The organism is Arthrobacter sp. NEB 688 (assembly GCF_013201035.1).
In the GTDB taxonomy this organism is placed as follows: domain Bacteria; phylum Actinomycetota; class Actinomycetes; order Actinomycetales; family Dermatophilaceae; genus Phycicoccus.
This window is the reverse complement of the sequence record NZ_CP053707.1, coordinates 2,744,765-2,761,381: the sequence shown is the minus strand read 5'-3', so window position 1 is coordinate 2,761,381 and position 16,617 is coordinate 2,744,765. Positions and strand designations below refer to the sequence as shown.

Sequence of the window (16,617 nt, the reverse complement as noted above, 5' to 3'; positions counted from 1 at the left end):
GAGACCTCAGCCGCCGAAGATCTCGCCGATCCGGATGTGGTTGCCGAACGGGTCGCGCAGCGCGAAGTCCCGGCCGTAGGGCTGGGCGACGATCTCCTGGGTGATGTTGGCGCCGGCGGCCTGCACCCGCGCGAACATCTCCTCGACGTCGTCGGTCGTGAAGGCGAGCCAGCCTCCGCCGGCGCCCTTGGTCACGAGGGCGCGCACCTGCTCGGCGGTCGCCTCGTCGTGCGCCGGGGCACCGGGCTTCTCGAGGAGGATGGACTTGGGGTCGCCGGGCACGTGCACGGTGAGCCAGCGCATCGGGCCGAAGTCCATGTCCTGCTCCACCTCGAGCCCCAGGACCTCGGTGTAGAAGCGCAGCGCCTCGTCCTGGTCGAGGACGAAGATCGAGGAGATGTTGTTGCGGGTGAGCATGGCGGTCCTTCCGGTTCGGGTGTCGGGGACGACGCTAGGGCGGGGGGACGGCGGGTCGCTTCTCCGAAAGTGCGCGGTGCGGGCGGGCCACCGTACGGTGGCCCGGTGAGCGCCGCCGAGGAGGACCGCAACCGGCGGCTGCTCCGGGCGCGGGACCTCGTCGACCGCCACAGCACCGAGCCGCTCGACATCGAGGCCCTGGCCCGGGTGGCACACATGAGCCGCGCGCACTTCATCCGCGAGTTCCGTGCGGTCTTCGGTGAGACGCCGCACCGCTACCTGCAGCGACGCCGCATCGAGCGGGCGATGACCCTGCTGCGCACCACCGACACCCCCGTCACCGACGTGTGCATGGCCGTGGGGTTCTCCAGCCTCGGCACCTTCAGCCGCACGTTCACCGAGGTGGTCGGGCTCTCTCCCAGCGAGTTCCGACGCGCTGAGGACCCGGCCACCGGGTTCGTGCCGACGGCGTTCCGGATGCGGTGGACACGCCCGAGCGGGGAGCGGACCGGCGACGCGGTCAGGCGATCCCGAGGGCGGTGAGCAACCGGGCCACGGGGTTCTCGATGCCGTGCCGCGCCGCGAGCTCGTCGAGCGCCAGGCGGTCGGCGACCTGCGAGGGCAGCGCGAGGTCGACCTCGGGGACGGGCGCGTCGCGCACGACCCGGACGACCGTGGGGGCGACGTCGAGGTAGGAGGCGGCGGCCTCGAGGTTGGCCCGCCGGGCCCCCTTGATGGCTGGGTCGCCCGAGTCGACGGCCGCGCGCAGGGCGGCGAGCGAGCCGTACTGCTCGATGAGCTGGGCGGCGGTCTTGTCGCCGATCCCCTTGACGCCCGGCAGCCCGTCGCTGGTGTCTCCGCGCAGGACCGACATCTCGAGGTAGGCCTCGCCGGTGGGGACGCCGTACTTCTCGCGGAGCATCGACTGGGTCGCGATGTCGGGCTCGCGCACGCCGCCCTTGCCGGTGTAGAGGACGCGGACGGCCTGCGCGTCGTCGACGAGCTGGAGCAGGTCGCGGTCACCGGTGACGACGTCGACCGGCATGACGCCGTGGTGCCGCGTGGTCAGCGTGCCGATGACGTCGTCGGCCTCGTGGTCGGGCACCCCGATGCGGGCGATGCCGACGGCGGCCAGCGCCTCGCGGATCAGCGGCACCTGCGGCGTGAGGTCGTCCGGGCTCTCCTCGGCGACGTCGGACCCCTCGGTCAGCCGGTGCGTCTTGTACGTGGGCACGAGGTCGACGCGCCACTGCGGCCGCCAGTCGTCGTCCCAGCACGCGACGAGGTGCGTGGGGCGGTGCTGCGTCACGAGCGTGGAGATCATGTCGAGGAACCCGCGCAGCGCGTTGGTCGGCGTCTCGGAGGCGTCCTTGCGCTGGTCCGGGACGCCGTAGAAGGCCCGGAAGTACAGCGAGGCGGAGTCGAGCAGCAGCAGCTTCGGGAGTCGTCCGTCGTCGAGCGCCATGCGGGGAGCCTACGGCGGGTCGGCGAGTCCGGGTGGTCGCGGGGGAGCGCGCACTAGTCTGACGGCGTGGAAGACCTCGACCGGCGCATCGTCGACCTGCTCACCGAGGACGGCCGGACCAGCTACACCGACCTCGGCAAGGCCCTCGGCATGTCCACCTCCGCGGTGCACCAGCGGGTCCGCCGGCTCGAGCAGCGGGGGGTCATCAAGGGCTACACGGCCCGCATCGACCACCGCGCGGTCGGCCGTCAGCTCACCGCGTTCATGTCCGTGACGCCCCTGGACCCGAGCCAGCCCGACGACGTGCCGGAGAAGCTCCAGGACATCGACCAGATCGAGGAGTGCCACTCGGTCGCCGGCGACGAGAACTACATCCTCAAGGTGCGGGTCGCGACGCCCGCCGAGCTCGAGGAGCTCATCGCCCGCATCCGCGGCGCGGCGCACGTCTCGACCCGGACCACGGTGGTGCTCTCGACCCCGTGGGAGTGAGCATCCCGCCGGGCCTCCCGAGCGACCTGCACCACGTTCGGCGCGCGGCCGACGCCCACCGCTGAGGTCCGGCGGGTCAGCGCGTCGCGAGGCGGCGTTCCTGGTCCTCCGTCACGAGGTCGGCGTTGACCATCGCCCCGGTCCGCGTACCGGCGGCGGCCGCCATGACGACCTGACCCATCGGCTCGGTCGCGTTGCCCGCCACCCAGACCCGGGGGACGGCCGTGCGTCCGACCGGGTCGGCCGCGACGTGGCGGGCCAGGACGACCCCGTGCATCTCGAGGTCGACGAGCTCCAGGCCGAGGTCGTCCAGGAGGTCGGGGCGGGCCTCGACCCGCGTCGCCACGGCCACCGCGTCCGCGCGCACGACCCCGCCCGGCGTCTCCAGCCCGACGAGGACCCCGTCGCACTCGACGACCCCGGTGGCCGGACCGTCGACCACCTCGACGCCGAGCCGCGCCAGCCGCTCGCGCGCCGCCGGGTCGAGGGCGCTCGCGTCGTGGACGAGGACGACGAGGTCGTCGGTCAGCTGCCCGAACAGGCCGGCCTGGTGCAGCGCCATCGGGCTCGTCGCGAGGACGACGACCCGGCGGTCGCGGACCTCCCAGCCGTGGCAGTAGGGGCAGTGGACGACCGCGCCGCCCCAGTGGCGGTGCAGCCCCGGGACGTCGGGGAGCACGTCGACGGCGCCCCCGGCGAGCACGAGGTGGCGGGCCGCCCACGCACCACCGTCGGCGGAGCGGACGACGACGTGGTCGCCCTCGTGGTGGGCGTCGGTCGCCGCTGTGTTGACGACGCGGCCACCGTAGGACTCCAGCTCGGCGCGGCCGCGGGCCAGCAGCACGAGCGGCGGCACGCCGTCGTGGCCGAGGAGCGCGTGGACGCCGTCGGCCGGGGCGTTGCGGGGCTCGCCGGCGTCGAGCACGACGACCGAGCGGCGCGAGCGGGCGAGCACGGTCGCGGCGGAGAGGCCGGCGGCGCCACCGCCGACCACGAGGACGTCGACGGGACGGGGGTCGGGTGAGGAGGTCATGCCGACGACGATGCGGGTGACGGGGCGCGGCCGGCAAGGTACGTTGCCGGAGTGGCAAACCTCGACCCGACCGCCGTGGGCCGGCGCCTGCGCGAGGTGCGCACCCGCCGCGGGATGACCCTCGCCGAGGTCTCGGCCGACACCGGCATCTCGGTGAGCACCCTCTCGCGGCTGGAGTCGGGGGCGCGGCGGGCGACGCTCGAGCTCCTCGTCGGGCTCGCCCGCGTCTACCGGGTGACCCTCGACGAGCTCGTCGACGCCCCGCGCACCGGCGACCCGCGCGTCCACCTGCAGCCGGTGGAGCACCCCTACGCCCAGGTCGTCCCGCTGACCGAGCGCGTCGGCGGCCCGCGCGCGTTCAAGATGGTGCTGCGCCCCGACGGGCGCTCGCCGGACCCGCGCAGCCACGAGGGCTATGACTGGATCTACGTCCTCGACGGGCGGCTGCGCCTCGTCCTCGCCGAGCACGACGTCGTCCTCGGCGTCGGCGAGGTGGCCGAGTTCGACACGCGCACCCCGCACTGGTTCGGCTGCGCGGACGAGCACCCCGTCGAGCTGTTGAGCATCATGGGGCCGCAGGGGGAGCGGATGCACGTGCGGGCACGCCCGCGCCGTCGGGACTAGCGGCCGATGTCGGCGAGCGTCGCCCCGGTGACGCGGACGAGGTCGCCGGGCGCGAGCCCGAGGTCGAGCCCCCGTCGACCGCCGGAGACGTAGACGACCTCGAAGAGCTCCGCGGACTCGTCGACGACGGTCGGCAGCGGGCGCTTCTGGCCGACCGGCGAGATGCCGCCGACGACATAGCCGGTGGAGCGCTCGGCGGCCGCGGGGTCGGCCATCGTCACCCGCTTGACGCCGAGGGCGCCGGCCATCGCCTTGAGGTCGAGCTGCCCCGACACGGGCACCACGGCGACGGCGAGGCCGGCGCCGGTGTCGACGAGCAGCGTCTTGAAGACCTGCTCGGCCGGCAGCCCGAGCACGTGCGCGGCCTCGAGCCCGTACGACGGCGCCGCGGGGTCGTGGTCGTAGGGGTGCTGGGAGAACGCGACGCCCGCCGCCGTGAGGGCCACGGTGGCGGGCGTCCCGGAGGCGGCGCGGCGGACCATGCCGCCGAGCCTAGGGGCGGTGCTCAGACGAGGTCGGCGACCGACGCGGCGCGGGACGCACCGGCGCCGGCGACGGCCTGCTCGTGCACCGCCTCGACGTCGGTGTTGGCGCGCCACCAGTCCTGCCCGCTCTGGGGGAGGGTGTAGATCGGGTCGTAGTAGACGTACTCGCGCGACAGCGCCTCGGCGTCGTCACCCTCGATCGAGGTGCGATAGTTCTTGCGCCAGAACGACATCCCCTTCTCGGTGTCGTAGCTGTCGACCTGGTGCACCCAGCGCTTGCCGACGAAGGGCACGTCGCAGACGATGCGCGGCGTCGCGAACCCGGGCAGGTAGCCCATGATCGCGTGCTGCAGGTGCTGGGCCTCGGCCAGCGAGAGCCGCCAGTGCTCGGCGAACGGGATCATGTCGCACATGTAGAAGTAGTACGGGGTGATGCTCGCCTCGTCCTGGAGGGCGAAGCAGAGGTCGAGCAGCTGCTCGGAGGAGTCGTTGACGCCACGCATGAGGACGCCCTGGTTGCGCACGTCGCGCACGCCGGCGTCGAGCATCGCGCGGGCGGCCTGCGCGACGAGCGGGGTCACCGACTCGGCGTTGTTGACGTGCGTGTGGATGGCGAGCGAGACGCCGCGCGAGCGGGCCTTGGCGCTGACCCGGGCGACGCCCTCGACGACGTCGGGCTGCAGCCAGTGCTGCGGCAGGCCCATGAGCGCCTTGGTCGCGAGCCGGATGTCGCGGATGGTGTCGACGTCGAGGAGCTTGTCGAGGAAGCCCTCGAGGTTCTTCCACGGCATGTTCGCGACGTCGCCGCCGGAGACCACGACGTCGCGGACGCCGGGCGTGCGCTGGAGGTAGTCGAGCATCGCGGCGTAGCGGTCGACCGGCTTGCCGGCGAGCTTGAGCTTGGTGAACTGCGGCGTCGAGTTGCCGACGAGGTCCATCCGCGTGCAGTGGCCGCAGTACTGCGGGCACGTCGGGAGCATCTCGGCGAGGACCTTCGTGGGGTAGCGGTGGGTCAGCCCCTCGACCGCCCACATGTCGTGCTCGTGGAGGCTGTCGCGCGTCGCGAAGGGGTGGCTGGCCCAGTCGGTGCGGCGGTCGGAGAAGACCGGCAGCATGTAGCGGCGCACCGGGTCGGCGTAGAACGCGTCGGTGAACGCGGCGCCCGCGGCCGGCATCGGGGTGTCGGTCGAGGCGACCATCGTGTTGAGCATCTGCGGCGGGACGAGCATCGACATCGTCGCGCGCTCGGCCTGGTCGCGGTCCACGTCGTCGTAGAAGCGGTCCTCGAGCAGGTCGCCCATGACGGCGCGCAGCTGCCCGACGTTCTTGATGCAGTGGGCCCGCTGCCACTGCGCGCTCTCCCACTCGGCCGCGGTCACGTCCCGCCAGCCGGGCAGTCGCGTCCAGTCCGGTTCCACCAGCTCACGCCGTCGGTATGCGTAGGGCTGCTCGATGCTCGTCGCCATGCGTGGCAGGATACGGGACGGATGGCGCCCTATGCACGCGCTGGCCGCAAGAAATGCGGCGGCGTGTCGGATATCGAGGAGATTCTTGTGCGGACGACCCCCGGCTCACCCGTCGGCCTCCACCGCGTGCTCGAGCCCGCGGGCGCGTCGCTGCCCCAGGCGGCCCGCGTCCTCGACCCCGGGCCGGAGCTGTGGCCCGACGAGGTGCGCATCGACGTCGAGACCCTCAACCTCGACGCGGCCTCCTTCCGCCAGCTGACCGAGAAGCACGGCGGCGACGGCGAGGCCGTGCGCGCCGAGGTGCTCGCCATCGTGCGGGAGCGCGGCAAGATGCAGAACCCCGTGACCGGCTCGGGCGGGATGCTCGTCGGCACCGTCGCCGAGGTCGGCCCGGAGTCGCCGCTCGGCCTCTCGGTGGGCGACCGGGTCGCGACCCTCGTCTCGCTGTCGCTGACGCCGCTGACCCTCACCGACGGGCTCGAGCGCTGGGACGGCCGCTCCGAGCGGGTCCCGGCGGCGGGGACGGCCGTGCTCTTCGGACGCTCGATCGCGGCCCGGCTGCCGGAGGACCTCTCCCCGGACCTCGCCCTCATGGTGATGGACGTCTGCGGCGCCCCGGCGCTCGTCGCGCGCGTCGTCGCCGAGCACCTGGCGCGGGGGAGCGCCCCGACCGTCGCCGTCCTCGGCGCGGCCGGCAAGTCCGGGTCGCTCTCGCTCGCCGCCGCCCGGGACGCCGGCGCCGGCCGCCGCATCGGCGTCGTGCCGACGCAGGCGGAGGCCGAGCTGCTGGCCCCGACCGGCCTGGCCGACGAGGTCGTCATCGCCGACGCCCGCTCCCCGCTCGGCCTGTCCGAGGCGGTCGCCGCCGCCGGCGGCCCGGCCGACGTGACCGTCGTCTGCGTCGACGTGCCCGGCTGCGAGCAGCCCGCCGTGCTCGCGACCGCCCAGGGCGGCACGATCATCTACTTCTCGATGGCCACGAGCTTCGCGGCCGCCGCGCTCGGCGCCGAGGGGCTCGCGGCCGACGTCCGGATGCTCGTCGGCAACGGCTACGTCCCCGGGCACGCCGACCTCGCGGTCGACATCGTCCGGCGCGACCCCGCGGTGCGCGGGCTGTTCGAGTCGCGCCTGTCCGCCCAGGGCTAGCCGGCCGGGTCCTCGCGCAGGACGGGCATCTCGACGAAGCCGTCGACCGACGCCAGGCGCAGGACGACCCGGGCCGGGGCCGGCATGCGGCGCAGGCCCTCCGCCGGGTCGAGGTCGACCGGCGCGCCGAGGGTCAGGACCTGGCCGCCGAGGCGGAGCCGGCAGCCACCCGCGGCGCGGACGTTGCGCAGCCAGTCGACCCTGGGGCCGTAGGTCAGCGCGAAGGTCACGCGGTCTCCGTCCCGGAAGGCGTTGACCGGGTTGCGGTAGGTCCGGCCCGAGCGGCGGCCGACGTGCTCGACCTCGGCGAAGGAGCCGTGGCCGACGAGGTGCACGGTCAGCCGGTTCGTCACGTGCTTGTTGACGGAGCGGAGGGCGTTCGGGAACGGCACCCCTCCATCGTGGACCCGGACCTGCGGCGTCGCCTCCCGGCGGGCTGCTCCTAGAGTGGCGCCGTGTCGACGACCCTGTACCGCAACGCCCGTGTGCGCACCCCCGAGCACCCCGCCGCGACGGCGCTCGTCGTCGGTGACGACGGACGCGTCGCCTGGCTCGGCGACGAGGACGGCGCCGGGCGCCACGCCGACGCGGTGGACGCCGTCGTCGACCTCGGCGGCGCGCTCGTGCTGCCCGGGTTCGTCGACGCGCACGCCCACGTCTCGCACACCGGCCGCGGGATGCGCGGGGTCGACCTGTCCGGGACCCGGACGGTCACCGAGGCCCTCGACCTCGTCGCGGCGGCCGCGCGTGAGCACCCCGGCGCGCCGGTGTTCGCGCACGGCTGGCAGGAGCAGGACTGGACCCGCGAGCGGGCGATGACCGCGATGGAGCTGGACCGCGCGACCGGGGGAGGCGTGGTCTACGCGTCCCGCATCGACGGCCACTCGGCCGTCGTCTCGACCGCACTCGTGGCGCTCTGCGGCGCGGACGCCCTCGACGGCTGGTCGGCCTCGGGCTTCGTCGTGCGCGACGCGAAGAACGCGGCGCGGGCGGCCTTCGACGCCTCCGGCAGCCACGCCGACCGTCGCGCGGACATCGAGGTGGCGCTGCGGGCCGCGGCGGCGCTGGGCATCGTGTCCGTGCACGAGTGCGGGGGACCGCTGCTCACCTCGGCCGAGGACTTCGCCGACGTGCTCGACCTCGGCCGGCGCGCCGACCTCCCGGGGACCGTCGGCTACTGGGCCGAGGCGGTCACCGAGCCGGGGCAGGCGCGCGCGCTGGCCGGCCTGCACGGGGCGGTCGGCCTCGGCGGCGACCTCAACATCGACGGCTCGATCGGGTCGCACACGGCGCTGCTGCGCGACGACTACACCGACGAGCACGGCTGTCGCGGAACGGCGTACCGGGACGCCACCGGGGTCCGTGACCACGTCGCGGCCTGTGCGCTCGCGGGGGTGCAGAGCGGCTTCCACGTCATCGGGGACGCCGGGCTCGACCTCGTCCTCGAGGGGTACGTCAAGGCCGCGGAGCTCGTGGGGGAGGAGGCCGTGCGGGCCTCTCGGCCGCGCCTGGAGCACGCCGAGATGATCGACGCGTCCGGCATCGCGACGATGGCCCGGCTCGGGATCGCGGCCAGCGTGCAGCCCGCGTTCGACGCCTACTGGGGTGGCCGCGAGGGGATGTACGCCGCGCGCCTCGGGGCCGACCGCGGCCTCTCGACCAACCCGTTCGCGTCGTTCGGCCGCGCCGGCGTGCGGCTGGCCTTCGGCGCCGACTCGCCCGTGACGCCGTTCGCCCCGTGGGTGGCGGTGCGGGCCGCGGTGGAGCACCGGGACGTCGCCGAGCGCATCGATACCGCGACGGCGCTCGCGGCCCACACCCGCGGGGGCCACGACCTCGCGGGGCAGGAGGGCGGCGTCCTCGCGGTCGGTGCGTCGGCGTCCTTCGCGGTCTTCTCGGTGGGTGCTTACGACGCGGACGGCCTGCCCGTGCTCGGCGGCGGCGCACCGCTGCCGGAGTGCCTCCTCACGGTGCGCGACGGGGTCGTCCTCCACGACGCGAGCGCCTGAGGTGGCACGGGTGGACGAGCCGTGGGTCACCGTCGGCGAGAGGCGTCCTCCCGACCCGGTCGCGCTCGTGTTGGCCCTCGAGCTGGAGACGCTGTCGCCGGCCTGCCGCGCGGACCCCGCACGTCTCGACGCGTTCCTCGCCGACGACTTCCACGAGTTCGGTCGCTCCGGTGGCGAGCTGACGAAGGACGGCACCGCCGAGCGGGTCGCGGCGGCGACGACGGGGGGCGATGACGCCGTCGAGGTGCTCGACCTGCGCGGTCAGCGGTTGGCCGACGACCTCGTCCTCGTGAAGTACACGTCCGTCGCCGGTCCCCGCCGCACCCACCGCACCTCCCTGTGGCGCCGTCACCCTGCGCACGGCTGGCAGATGCTCCACCACCAGGGCACGCCGACCGGATGACCGAACTCCTCCCGCGGGCGGCACGGGTCGTGCAACGCTTCGCGCGTCCGGTGCGTCCACCGCACGAGGACCACACGACGACGGTGGGGAGACGGTCATGAGCGACGGCGGCGCGAGCGGGGGCTTCGACTCGGGATCGAGCGGAGGCGGCTTCGACACCGGGTCGAGCGGAGGTGGCTTCGACCCGGGATCCATCGGGGGAGGGTCCGACCCCGGATGGGGCGGGGGCGGCGTCGATGCCGGGTCCGGCATCGGCGGCCACGGACTGCACGGGATGCCCGGTCATGGGTTGCCGGGCATGCACGACCCCTCCAACCCGCTGTGGCTGCACGACCAGCACGTGCAGCACCGCGCACGTCGCCGCTCCGGGGGTGGGCCACCGAGCAGCCCGGCCTCGATCGTGCTCTTCGTCCTCGTCGCGATCGTCGCGTTCGTCGTGTTCGCCAACGTCTCGTCCCGGGCCGACGACGTCTTCCCCGGCGCCCCCTCGAGCGAGCTCTTCGACGGCGGGACGGGCGACCTCCCGCCCGACCTCCCGACGTCCCCCTGAGTCGTCCCCCGGTCAGTTCGGGAGGCGATGGGCGGGCTCGGTGGTGCGGGTGGTGCCGTCGGGTCCGTGCCAGGTGAGGGTGCCGTCGGGTGCGAGCACCGGTCGCCAGCGGCCCTGTTGCTTGAGGCGGTGGTGGCGTCGGCAGAGCGCGGCGAGGTTGGTCGGTGACGTGTCGCCACTGGGCCAGGGTCGGACGTGGTCGAGGTCGCAGTGTGCGGCGGGGCGGGTGCAGCCCCACATCCGGCAGGTCCCGTCGCGGGTCTTCACGAACTCGGCGATCGCCTTGGGTGGCCGGTACGCCGCGGTGGTGAGGGAGGCGAGGGTGCCGGTGTCGGCCTCGAGCACGGCCCGGGCCACCTCGACCGGCAGCAGCCTCAGCAGGTTGGCCAGCGTCGCGGGCTCGACCCACCCCAGGCCGGGGAGCTGCGTGCCGGACACGGCGTAGCCGGGCGTGACCTCCGCCTGCAGCACCGTCAGGTCACCGTCGAGCTCCTCCAGCCACGACAGCTCCTCCCGGGAGGTCGCGTCGAGGTCGCCGTAGCGGACGATCTCGCCCGTGGTCGCGTCGACGAGGGTCTCGTCGTCGTCCCAGTCCACCCGGAACCTCGTCCCCGGCGTCGCATCGGGCGCAGGCCGGTCGGTGACCACCGGGACCCCGAGAGTCACCTGCGCGGACACCGTCACGTTGCGCAGAACCAGGTCGGTCAGGGCGTCCGCGCGGGACTCCGGCACGGACAGGGCGTCGTCGAACGCGCGATAGTCCCCGGCCAGCGCTTCGACCGCCGCCCACATCGCGCTCGACGTGGCCGTCGGCAGGGACGCGAACCAGTCCGTCAGGCCGTCCTCACCGGGGCGGACCTCCACGCACCGCCCGCGCCTGCGCAGCGCCACGTGCGCCGCGACCTGGTCGGCCGCGACACGGGTCGCCACCCGGCGGGCCTCGCCGGCAACGCGGGCCGGGTCCATCCGCGCCAGGCGGGGCGCGAGCTCGGCATCCACCCGCAGGCACGCCTCCACGTCCAGACCCGCACACGCGTCGAGCACCTTCTGCACGGCCGCGACCGCGACGACCCCCTCGACCAGCAGGTCACGCACCCGCCGGAACCGCTCACCCACCGCCGCACCCAACGCGGCCTTACGACCGGCCAGCCCCTCGGTCAGCCCGGTCGCCAGGCTCATCCGGGTCGCGGCCATCGCGTCGACGAAAGCCCAGCGGGTGCACCCGCTCCCACGAGCCCGAGCGCACCGTCGTCTCCACCCGCGCACCCCACGCCCCGGCCACCGCGACCACGGCATCCGCCGCGTTCGCCAGGCCCTGCGCCGCACCCGCCAGCCCGAAAGCCTCCTCCACCGACAGCCCCCGACCCGACTCCACCAGCTCACGACCCAGCCGCGCGCACTCCTCGCGCAACGCCGCGACGCGGCCGGAGAGGGTCTCGGTGTCCATGCCTCATTCTACCGAACACCCGTTCGACGGACAAGCCCCAGGTCATACCTGTGGACGACCAAATCCCGTGTTCGACAACCGATCCGCGACAGCTTGGCCGACGTCTAGCCGGACCCGCGCGCCGCCCACTCCTCACGCAGCAGGCCGTACGTGAGCCCGTCGACCCACCCGAGCTCGGCGTGCCAGGAGTCGCGGACGCCGTGCTGCTCGCGCCGCATCCCGGCCTTCTCCATGACCCTCCACGACGCGATGTTGTCCGCGAAGCAGCCGGCCGTGACGCGCCGCAGCCCGAGGTCCGCGAAGGCGATCTCCAGCAGCACCTCGAGCGTCCGCGTGGCGAACCCGCGCCCGTGCACGTCCGGGTCGAAGAGGTACCCGACGAGCCCCTCGGAGCGCAGGTGCTCGGTCCCGCCGTCCTGCCCCATGCCGTCCAGCACGTCGACGAACGCCGTGCCGACGACCCGCCCCCCGTGCTCGACGGCGACCGGGACGGTCCAGACCGGGCGCTCCCGGAAGCGGCCGAGCACCTCGGCCTCGGTCATCGTCGTGCGCAGCAGCCACCGGGCGACCTCGGGGCGGTTGCGCCACACCATCACGTCGGGCACGTCGGCCTCCGTCGGCGCGCGCAGGACGAGGTCACCGCTGCGGCGGGGACGGAGCGGGGGCAGGGCGGGGTCGTCGCTCACCCGTCGATCGAAGCAGAGGCCGGGGCGCGCACCCCGTGGACGCACCGACGCATCACTCCCCACGCGAGGATCTACGGCACGCGCCCGCATCCGCTACAAGTCCTGCGGTTGAATTGCTAGATTGACGCCGTGTCTTCGCGTCGTCCTGCCCTGCTCGACCTCGACCCCACCGTCGTCCGCAAGGCTCGCAGCCTCGCCCGACGCGCCGGGAAGCCCGTCGTCGACCTCGCCCGAGCCCACACGACCGTCTCCGTCGAGCGCGCCACGCTGCGCCTCGCCGGGCTGGCCGGTGCCGACCACGAGGGCACGCCGTGGGTCAACCACCTCGTCGACGCCGTCCGTGCCGAGGTCGGGCTCGAGCACGGCGTGACGACCCCGGTCTGGGACGCGCTGCGCCGCGGCGAGGCGCCCGACCTGCTGACGCTGGCCCAGAAGGCGAGCAGCGGGGGAGTGTCCTTCCGCCTGCCCGAGGGTCGCGACCTCACCGGCTCGCGCAAGGCCGCCCGCGGCGCCGTCGCCAAGGGCGTCCGGGCCGTCGACGGCCAGCGCCGTGCCCGCGAGCGGATGATCGCCAAGGTCGGCGACGCGCCGCGCACCCCGTGGATCTACCTCATCGTCGCGACCGGCGACATCCACGAGGACATCCCGCAGGCGCAGGCCGCCGCGCGCGAGGGCGCCGACATCATCGCCGTCATCCGCTCGACCGGTCAGAGCCTCCTCGACTTCGTGCCCGAGGGCGCCACGCGCGAGGGCTACGCCGGCACCTACGCGACCCAGGAGAACTTCCGCCTGATGCGCGCCGCGCTCGACGAGAGCAGCCGCGAGCTCGGCCGCTACATCCGCCTGACCAACTACGCCAGCGGCCTGTGCATGCCCGAGATCGCCGCCCTCGCCGGGCTCGAGCGCCTCGACATGATGCTCAACGACTCGATGTACGGGATCCTCTTCCGCGACATCAACCCGATCCGCACCTTCGTCGACCAGCGCTTCAGCCGCCAGGTCCACGCCCGCGCCGGCATCATCATCAACACCGGCGAGGACAACTACCTGACGACCGCCGACGCCGTCGAGGCCGCGCACACCGTCACCGTCAGCCAGCTCCTCAACGAGTACTTCGCCAAGGAGGCCGGCCTCGAGGACTGGCAGCTCGGCCTCGGGCACGCCTTCGAGATCAACCCCGAGGTGCCCGACAGCTTCCGGATGGAGCTCGCCCACGCGCTGCTCGCCCGCCAGCTCTTCCCCGACGCGCCCCTGAAGTGGATGCCCCCGACGAAGCACATGACCGGCGACGTCTTCCGCGGCTACCTCCTCGACGGGTTCTTCAACCTCGTCGGGGCGATGACCGGGCAGGGCATCCTCCTCGTCGGGATGATGACCGAGGCCGTCGTCACGCCGTGGCTCTCCGACCGCGACCTCGCCCTCCAGAACGTCCGCTACGTCATGGACGCCGCCGGCGGGCTGACCGAGGACTTCCACCCGCCGCGCGACGGCTTCATCCAGACCCGCGCCCGCCAGGTGCTCTCCGAGGCGGTCGACCTGCTCGACACGATCGTCACCGACACGAGCACCCGGGGCACCCAGTACCCGCAGCCTCTTCTCGCCGCCATCACCGACGGCACCTTCGGCGCGATGAAGCGCCCGCCGACCAAGGGCAAGGGCCTGGACGGCGTCGTCGTCAAGGCCGACGGCTACGACAACCCCGCGACCGACCTCCTCGAGGAAGGGGCCACCCGATGAGCGCCGCTCCCACGCCGACCACCCCGGCCGCCCCCGGGCCGCTCGTGCGCCCCTACGGCGACACGACCGGCGACGGGATGGTGCAGGTCTCCTTCACCCTGCCCGTGCCGCACGACAAGCGCGCCGAGGGCGCCGCCCTCCAGCTCGCCGCGAAGATGGGGATGAGCCCGGCGCTGCTCGTCCACGCGAAGCCGATGGGCCCGCACTTCACCTTCTTCGTCGTCTACGGCTCGGTCACCCACCTCGTCGACCTGCGCGAGGTCCAGGTCGTCGAGCGCGAGTTCCCGCTGCTCGGCTCCTCCGAGGTCAACCAGGCCATCCGCAGCCGCCTCGGGCGCAAGCTCGTCGTCGTCGGCGCGTGCATCGGCACCGACGCGCACACGGTCGGCATCGACGCGATCCTCAACATCAAGGGCTTCGCCGGCGAGAAGGGCCTGGAGTACTACCGCGAGATGAAGGTCGTCAACCTCGGGGCCCAGGTGCTCGTGCCCGAGCTCGTCGCGTCCGCGCGTGAGGTCGGCGCCGACGCCGTCCTCGTCTCGCAGGTCGTCACCCAGAAGGACGCCCACATCCACAACACGACGACGATGTCGGCCGCCTTCCGCGAGGCCTTCCCGGCCGGCGAGGTGCCGCTGCTCGTCGTCGGCGGCCCCCGCTTCGAGGAGGGCTCGGCCGCGGCGCTCGGCGTCGACCGCGTCTTCGGCCGGGGGACCACCCCCGGCGAGGTCGCCTCCTACCTCGTCCACCAGCTCGTCGCCCCGCGCGAGCGCACCGACCCCCGAGGAGAGCAGCGATGACCCGAGCCGAGGTCGGCCGCACCGTCACCCACCGCCGCTACGTGCCGTACTCGCACGCGCACTACGCCGGCAACCTCGTCGACGGGGCCTACAGCCTCGCCGCGTTCGGGGACGTCGCGACCGAGATGTGCATCGTCACCGACGGCGACGAGGGGCTCTTCGCCTCCTACTCCGACGTGCAGTTCCGCGCCCCCGTGCGGGCCGGCGACGTCATCGAGATCGAGGCCCGCCTCGTGCGGGTCGGCAGCCGGTCGCGCGAGATGGAGTTCGAGGTCCGCGTCGTGGGCCGCGGCGCCCCCGAGCGCGGGGAGTCGGCGGCCGACGTCCTCGACCCGCCGGTCGTCGCGACGACCGCCCGCGGGGTGGTCGTGGTCCCCCCAGCCGGGTGACCTACCGTGGGCCGGTGCCCACCCCGCTCCGGCTGCCGGCCTCGCTCGTCGGCGCCGTCCTCGCCGGCCTCGCGCTCTGGCTCGCCTTCCCGACCCACGACCTCTGGTGGCTCGCGCCGGTCGGCGTCGCGCTGCTGGGGGCGGTCGGCCTGACCGCCGGCGCGGCCCGCGGCTTCCTCCTCGGTCTCGTGACGGGGCTGGCGTTCTTCGTCCCGACCCTGTCGTGGTCCGGCGTCTACGTCGGCAAGCTGCCCTGGTTCGCCCTCGCGACGCTGGAGGCGCTCTACCTCGCGCTGATGGGCGCCGTCGTCGGGTACGCCGGCCGACGGCTCGTCCGCTCCGGCCACCGCCGGGCGGCGCTGCTCGTCGTGCCGCTCGCCTGGGTCGCGCAGGAGTGGGCCCGGTCGACCACGCCGTACGGCGGGTTCCCGTGGGCCCGACTGGCGTTCAGCCAGGCCGACAGCCCGCTGGCCCACGTGGCCCGCTGGCTCGGCGCGCCCGGCGTGACCTTCGCCGTCGCCCTCGTCGGGACCGGGCTGCTGGCGCTCGGGTGGGGCCTCGCCGGCCGTCGCCCGGCCCGCGTCCTCGCCGGCGCGCTCGTCACCCTCGTCCCCCTGGCCGCCGGCCTGCTCCCGCTGCCGACCGACGGGCGTCCCGAGACCATCGGGATGGTCCAGGGCAACGTCCCCACCGCCGGCCTCGAGTTCAACGCCCAGCGCCGGGCGGTGCTCGACAACCACGTCAAGGGCACCTTCGAGCTCGCGCGGAAGGCGCCCGAGGACCTCAGCCTCGTCGTCTGGCCCGAGAACGCCTCCGACATCGACCCCTTCCGCAACGCCGACGCGGACGCCGAGATCCGCGCCTCGCAGGCCGAGGTCGGGGTCCCGCTCGTCATCGGCGCGGTCCTCGCGGAGCCGGTCGGCGCCAACTCCAACGTCTCCCTCTTCTACACCGGGTCCGGTCAGCCGCAGCGGTACACGAAGCTGCACCCGGTGCCGTTCGCCGAGTACATCCCGCACCGCGAGTTCTTCGCGATGTTCACCCCGATGGCCGAGCTCGCCGGCAACTTCGTCGCCGGCGACACCATCGGCGTCTTCCGCGTCCCGGCGGCCGGCGGCGAGTACGCCGCCCTGCCGACCATCTGCTTCGAGGTCGCCTACGACGGCCTGATGCGCGACAGCGTCGCCGCCGCGGGCCGCACCCCGTCGGTCATCCTCGTCCAGACGAACAACGCCACGTTCGGCTACACCGCCGAGTCCGAGCAGCAGTTCGCGATCTCCCGGCTGCGGGCCATCGAGCACGGGCGCAGCGTCGTGCACGTCTCGACGGTCGGGGTCTCGGGCTTCATCGCCCCCGACGGCACGGTCAGCGGCAAGACCGGCCTCTTCACCGCCGCGCAGGGCGCCGAGCCCGTCGTCGTGCGGACCGGCACCACCCCGTCGGACCGGATGGGGGAGGCGCCGGTCGTCCTCGC

The 16,617-nt window shown here is 74.0% G+C and carries 19 protein-coding genes and 1 pseudogene; 11 read left to right on the top strand and 9 right to left on the bottom strand.

Translation table 11 applies throughout. The features are described from left to right. Positions 1 to 6 precede the first annotated feature (6 nt). Positions 7 to 417, bottom strand: coding sequence for a VOC family protein (locus tag HL663_RS12970; protein ID WP_173028768.1), 411 nt, complete (start codon positions 415 to 417; stop codon positions 7 to 9). Between the two features lie 105 nt (positions 418 to 522). Between HL663_RS12970 and HL663_RS12965 the strand changes: the two genes are divergently transcribed. Next, on the top strand, positions 523 to 960 hold the full coding sequence (locus tag HL663_RS12965; RefSeq protein ID WP_173028767.1) for a helix-turn-helix domain-containing protein: 438 nt from the start codon (positions 523 to 525) through the stop codon (positions 958 to 960). On the opposite strand, the gene HL663_RS12960 is transcribed toward HL663_RS12965, so the two are convergent. Beyond that, positions 938 to 1,882: a 5'-3' exonuclease gene (locus HL663_RS12960; protein WP_173028766.1), complete on the bottom strand. Its 945-nt coding sequence runs from the start codon at positions 1,880 to 1,882 to the stop codon at positions 938 to 940. The two genes, HL663_RS12965 and HL663_RS12960, sit on opposite strands and share 23 nt — an antisense overlap. A 66-nt stretch (positions 1,883 to 1,948) precedes the next feature. Between HL663_RS12960 and HL663_RS12955 the strand changes: the two genes are divergently transcribed. Further along, complete coding sequence (locus HL663_RS12955) at positions 1,949 to 2,371, top strand: Lrp/AsnC family transcriptional regulator (protein ID WP_173028765.1); 423 nt, start codon at positions 1,949 to 1,951, stop codon at positions 2,369 to 2,371. A 76-nt stretch (positions 2,372 to 2,447) separates the two neighbouring features. Here HL663_RS12955 and HL663_RS12950 read toward each other — a convergent pair whose 3' ends face one another. Continuing rightward, positions 2,448 to 3,404 carry an FAD-dependent oxidoreductase gene (locus HL663_RS12950; protein WP_173028764.1) on the bottom strand — a complete coding sequence of 319 codons (957 nt, stop codon included), beginning with the start codon at positions 3,402 to 3,404 and terminating at the stop codon, positions 2,448 to 2,450. 51 nt (positions 3,405 to 3,455) lie between these two features. Here HL663_RS12950 and HL663_RS12945 point away from each other — a divergent pair, with 51 nt between their 5' ends. Beyond that, complete coding sequence (locus HL663_RS12945; RefSeq protein ID WP_173028763.1) at positions 3,456 to 4,028, top strand: helix-turn-helix domain-containing protein; 573 nt, start codon at positions 3,456 to 3,458, stop codon at positions 4,026 to 4,028. Here HL663_RS12945 and ybaK read toward each other — a convergent pair. Both ybaK and HL663_RS12935 read right to left on the bottom strand, forming a co-directional pair. After that, positions 4,025 to 4,510, bottom strand: coding sequence for a Cys-tRNA(Pro) deacylase (gene ybaK / locus HL663_RS12940; protein ID WP_173028762.1), 486 nt, complete (start codon positions 4,508 to 4,510; stop codon positions 4,025 to 4,027). The two genes, HL663_RS12945 and ybaK, sit on opposite strands and share 4 nt — an antisense overlap. A 23-nt stretch (positions 4,511 to 4,533) precedes the next feature. Beyond that, complete coding sequence (locus HL663_RS12935; protein WP_173028761.1) at positions 4,534 to 5,979, bottom strand: KamA family radical SAM protein; 1,446 nt, start codon at positions 5,977 to 5,979, stop codon at positions 4,534 to 4,536. A gap of 87 nt (positions 5,980 to 6,066) precedes the next feature. Here HL663_RS12935 and kdd point away from each other — a divergent pair, with 87 nt between their 5' ends. Then, a complete protein-coding gene (gene kdd, locus HL663_RS12930; RefSeq protein ID WP_173028760.1) occupies positions 6,067 to 7,125 on the top strand; it encodes an L-erythro-3,5-diaminohexanoate dehydrogenase in 1,059 nt (352 codons plus the stop codon). On the opposite strand, the gene HL663_RS12925 is transcribed toward kdd, so the two are convergent. Further along, a complete protein-coding gene (locus tag HL663_RS12925) occupies positions 7,122 to 7,517 on the bottom strand; it encodes a nitroreductase family deazaflavin-dependent oxidoreductase (protein WP_173028759.1) in 396 nt (131 codons plus the stop codon). The two genes, kdd and HL663_RS12925, sit on opposite strands and share 4 nt — an antisense overlap. A gap of 63 nt (positions 7,518 to 7,580) precedes the next feature. Between HL663_RS12925 and HL663_RS12920 the strand changes: the two genes are divergently transcribed. From HL663_RS12920 to HL663_RS12910, 3 genes are all read left to right on the top strand, one after another. Next, positions 7,581 to 9,134, top strand: coding sequence for an amidohydrolase (locus HL663_RS12920; RefSeq protein WP_173028758.1), 1,554 nt, complete (start codon positions 7,581 to 7,583; stop codon positions 9,132 to 9,134). Between the two features lie 10 nt (positions 9,135 to 9,144). Beyond that, positions 9,145 to 9,537, top strand: coding sequence for a nuclear transport factor 2 family protein (locus HL663_RS12915; RefSeq protein WP_173028757.1), 393 nt, complete (start codon positions 9,145 to 9,147; stop codon positions 9,535 to 9,537). Positions 9,538 to 9,835: 298 nt separating this feature from the next. Next, complete coding sequence (locus tag HL663_RS12910) at positions 9,836 to 10,087, top strand: hypothetical protein (protein WP_173028756.1); 252 nt, start codon at positions 9,836 to 9,838, stop codon at positions 10,085 to 10,087. 12 nt (positions 10,088 to 10,099) lie between these two features. On the opposite strand, the gene HL663_RS12905 is transcribed toward HL663_RS12910, so the two are convergent. From HL663_RS12905 to HL663_RS12895, 3 genes are all read right to left on the bottom strand, one after another. Next, positions 10,100 to 11,281, bottom strand: a complete 1,182-nt coding sequence (locus HL663_RS12905; RefSeq protein WP_173028755.1) for an HNH endonuclease signature motif containing protein — start codon at positions 11,279 to 11,281, stop codon at positions 10,100 to 10,102. Continuing rightward, positions 11,223 to 11,534 (bottom strand): hypothetical protein, encoded by a 312-nt coding sequence (locus tag HL663_RS12900; RefSeq protein ID WP_173028754.1) that lies wholly within the window; start codon positions 11,532 to 11,534, stop codon positions 11,223 to 11,225. Before HL663_RS12900 ends, HL663_RS12905 begins: the two co-directional genes overlap by 59 nt. Before the next feature lie 104 nt (positions 11,535 to 11,638). Then, positions 11,639 to 12,220: a GNAT family N-acetyltransferase gene (locus HL663_RS12895; protein ID WP_286175613.1), complete on the bottom strand. Its 582-nt coding sequence runs from the start codon at positions 12,218 to 12,220 to the stop codon at positions 11,639 to 11,641. 129 nt (positions 12,221 to 12,349) lie between these two features. Between HL663_RS12895 and kamD the strand changes: the two genes are divergently transcribed. The 4 genes and pseudogenes from kamD to lnt form a co-directional block, all read left to right on the top strand. Then, positions 12,350 to 13,957, top strand: a complete 1,608-nt coding sequence (gene kamD, locus HL663_RS12890; RefSeq protein WP_173028752.1) for a lysine 5,6-aminomutase subunit alpha — start codon at positions 12,350 to 12,352, stop codon at positions 13,955 to 13,957. Continuing rightward, positions 13,954 to 14,754 carry a lysine 5,6-aminomutase subunit beta gene (gene kamE / locus HL663_RS12885; protein WP_173028751.1) on the top strand — a complete coding sequence of 267 codons (801 nt, stop codon included), beginning with the start codon at positions 13,954 to 13,956 and terminating at the stop codon, positions 14,752 to 14,754. Before kamD ends, kamE begins: the two co-directional genes overlap by 4 nt. Next, complete coding sequence (kal, locus tag HL663_RS12880) at positions 14,751 to 15,143, top strand: 3-aminobutyryl-CoA ammonia lyase (protein ID WP_173028750.1); 393 nt, start codon at positions 14,751 to 14,753, stop codon at positions 15,141 to 15,143. The genes kamE and kal overlap by 4 nt, the downstream gene beginning before the upstream one ends. After that, a pseudogene (lnt, locus tag HL663_RS12875) lies at positions 15,140 to 16,474 on the top strand (apolipoprotein N-acyltransferase); the annotation flags it as partial. The gene kal and the pseudogene lnt, both read left to right, overlap by 4 nt. Positions 16,475 to 16,617 lie beyond the last annotated feature (143 nt).